Here is a 3,007-nt window from a genome sequence, read left to right on the forward strand (position 1 = left end):
ATGCTGCTCCTCTAATCCCGTCTCGACTTCCAGAATGACAGCGAATGGAATGGCAACCAGGGACTGTGTTCTGAGCCATTCCGAGACCTTCGGATGCGGCCGTCGTTTGCTTGAAGTTCTTTGGTTGGCAACCCATTTTGCCGAAACGATGCCTGTCGTCGTTGTTGCCGGCATCCACGAATTCGACGGCGCGTCAATTACAGAGAGCATCCAAGATTCCCGTGCTTTCGCCGACAAATATCCCAATATCCACTATCTTGAGAACGACGCTGTGGACATCGGGGACGTCAGATTTTTGGGCGGTACGCTATGGACCGACTTCCGCCTCCGTGGAGGCGATCCTGAACTTGCGATGGCGGCAGCCGAGGTCGGAATAAACGATTACAGGCGCATCAAATTCCAGAAGCTTCCCTACCGGAAATTCCGCCCGATCCATGCCTATCGGAAGCACCAGGAAGCACGGAACTTTCTCGCCTCCGAACTTCGAGGCGGTGAAGGACGAAAGACGGTGATCGTAACCCATCACGCACCTTCCGTCCTCTCGATCGCCCCTGATCTCCGAGACGACCGGTTGTCTCCATGTTATGCTTCTGATCTGGAAAGCCTGATTGTCGAAGCACGGCCGGCGTTATGGGTGCATGGTCATGTTCATCGCGTGAACGCTTACATGATCGGCGACAGCAGGGTGATCTCGAACCCGCGCGGATACCCGGGCGAGGGGACCAGATTTGATCCAGCCTTCACCGTGGAAGTCTAGGATGGCGGCAGCCGTGTCGTGTTCGAATTCTAGGGTCCCGGCGTTTGCTGGAACGGTCGACTCGCGAACTTCGCCAGTTTTCTCGACAGGGCAGCGTTACCTCTGATATGTTCTGCCGGCCATAGAGAGATCGAATTGCCCAAAGCCACTCCACCTCAGAAGGTTCAGAGTGATAGTAAAGCTCCGCTCGGAGCGGTGTTGGGTACGGACTTCGAGCCGAACCCGGAAAGGATCGTTATAGGTCCACGAAACGATCGCAAGAAGCTCAAGATCAAGATAATCGATCAGCGCAAGAAATCCAAAAACTACTGACAGACGCATTCTCTCTACTGATGATTTGACCGACAAGAGCGATCTGACTCTGACGGAATCTGATTGAGCCGCTCCAAGTTGCAAGTTACATTTGATGCGGCGATGTGGAGGGCATTGGAGGTGGCCAGTGGCCGAGCAGGGAACCCAAGCCCCTTATGGAAAAAAGCCATGTCCGGTTTGCAATCCGAGGGGCGAACTCTACCAACCCCCAAGTTTGAGAAAATGTGAAAGATGCGGTGGAATGGGATGGTTAACGCCGCCCGCGCCTTGGGATGAACCTGAAAAAGGCTCGTAACATGGCCGTAGCCGAACTGGTCCCATGGTTTCAAATCGCGTCTACCATAATTGCGGGCATAGGCATTATCACCTCTGTGAGCCTTGGCATCGCTAGTTTGAACAACAACCGAACAGATCGATTGATTAAGATCAGCCCGAATTTGCTGTTCAACGTCGGCGGGCAAGAACTAGCTGCAACTCTTCAACCCTTAAAGCGCATCCCGGGTGTTGCGACAGGCGAACAGGACGTTGAGGAGTTTCTGGCAGCTCTTCCGGACGGATATCTCGCTCCTTTTTTGGAACAGCATTATGGTCAACTCTACAATCACGGCGCTGGCCCTGGGCTGTCAGTTGAGATTTGGTTTCAGGCCGAGCGCCTCACGGTTAAGGGACAGGAACGTTCGTTAACGAGGAACGAGCGTGAGAGTTTGCCTTACATCAAGACATGGAACATGATGTCGGCTATTCCGGCCAACGTACCTCCTGGAGGAGTTGCGTCTTTTGGAACGTTGCCCATCTGTGTTCTTGCCGCGCACCCTGATGTGACGACGGTGACTGGCAACATGTACATCGAGTGCCACGACCAGCACGGGCGCTCCCTGCAGTGGAGCCAGCCGACAACGTACTTCATAGACAGGCTGAAATCCGACAAGGCGACGATCACTGTCGCATTCAGTCAGCGTCCCGTAAGTCTCACATAGCACTTCCTATTCTTGGCTTCAGCTCTCTGGGCCGGTTTTCTGCCTCAAAATTGTCCAGGGCGAAACGAAACGTCCGAGTGGGCGAATACATATGGATTTGGGCGAGACCGAATGCCCAACGACAAAAAGCAACACGGACAAAACCGCTCGGGTGTTCCATAATATGTGTTATGCGACGACGTGTTGTAGCGGCATTTTAGAGATGCGACACATAGGCCAGTTAGAGATGCGACAGTCGTCGCCTCTTGCGATGCTGGTCAAACGTCAGCATTGGGGAGCAAGATCAGCGACTTGCATCGTGGCCGAGGCCATTTGTGTTGGGAGTCGTCATGTCTTGTTTGATTGTCATGTCGCAGAAGGAAATGCATCGTCTTGAACATATTCGGCAGGTTCGCCAAGGCAGTCTGAGGGTCACACGGGCGGCTGAGCTGCTTGGGCTCAGTCGCAGCCAAGTCCATAGGCTGTTGCAGGCCTATGACCTGAACGGGATCGACGGTCTGGTTTCGAAGAAGCGCGGCCGTCCGAGCAACCGGCGCCACAGTGAGGACTTCCGCAATCTGGCTCTCGACCTTGTGCGTGAGCATTACGCGGATTTTGGCCCTACGCTGGCGGCCGAGAAGCTGATCGAACGCCACCGGATTGCCGTCAGCAAGGAGACGCTGCGCCAGTGGATGATGGAAGCCGGCATCTGGGTGTCGCGACGCGAACGCAAGAAGCGGGTCTTCCAGCCGCGCGGCCGGCGTGATTGTTTCGGCGAACTCGTTCAGATCGACGGCTCGCTTCATTGGTGGTTGTCTAATCGCATTCCGTCCGTCAAGCTGATTTGAGCATACGGCGACCTCTCCGGCTTGCGAGATATGCAACACGGCGGAATTGATTGGGTGAATCTGCCCTCACCGCCGGTGCAGTGCCGTCAAAGCTGTCCAGTGCTGGGAGCAGGGTTGTCTCCGCGGTCGACAAA

General features: G+C 54.9%; 2 protein-coding genes and 1 pseudogene. All 3 read left to right on the forward strand.

Features of this window, described 5'->3' with window-relative positions; translation table 11 throughout:
- Nucleotides 1-106: 106 nt before the first annotated feature.
- The gene (locus tag C9413_RS30400; RefSeq protein WP_246703895.1) at nt 107-757 is read left to right on the forward strand and encodes a metallophosphoesterase; all 651 of its coding nucleotides are present in this window, start codon (nt 107-109) and stop codon (nt 755-757) included.
- Nucleotides 758-1,365: 608 nt separating this feature from the next.
- Nucleotides 1,366-2,046, forward strand: coding sequence for a hypothetical protein (locus tag C9413_RS30405; protein WP_170251346.1), 681 nt, complete (start codon nt 1,366-1,368; stop codon nt 2,044-2,046).
- Between the two features lie 329 nt (nt 2,047-2,375).
- Nucleotides 2,376-2,837: pseudogene (locus C9413_RS30410) on the forward strand (helix-turn-helix domain-containing protein); the annotation flags it as partial.
- Nucleotides 2,838-3,007 lie beyond the last annotated feature (170 nt).

This window comes from Rhizobium sp. SEMIA 4085 (assembly GCF_013004495.1).
In the GTDB taxonomy this organism is placed as follows: domain Bacteria; phylum Pseudomonadota; class Alphaproteobacteria; order Rhizobiales; family Rhizobiaceae; genus Rhizobium; species Rhizobium gallicum.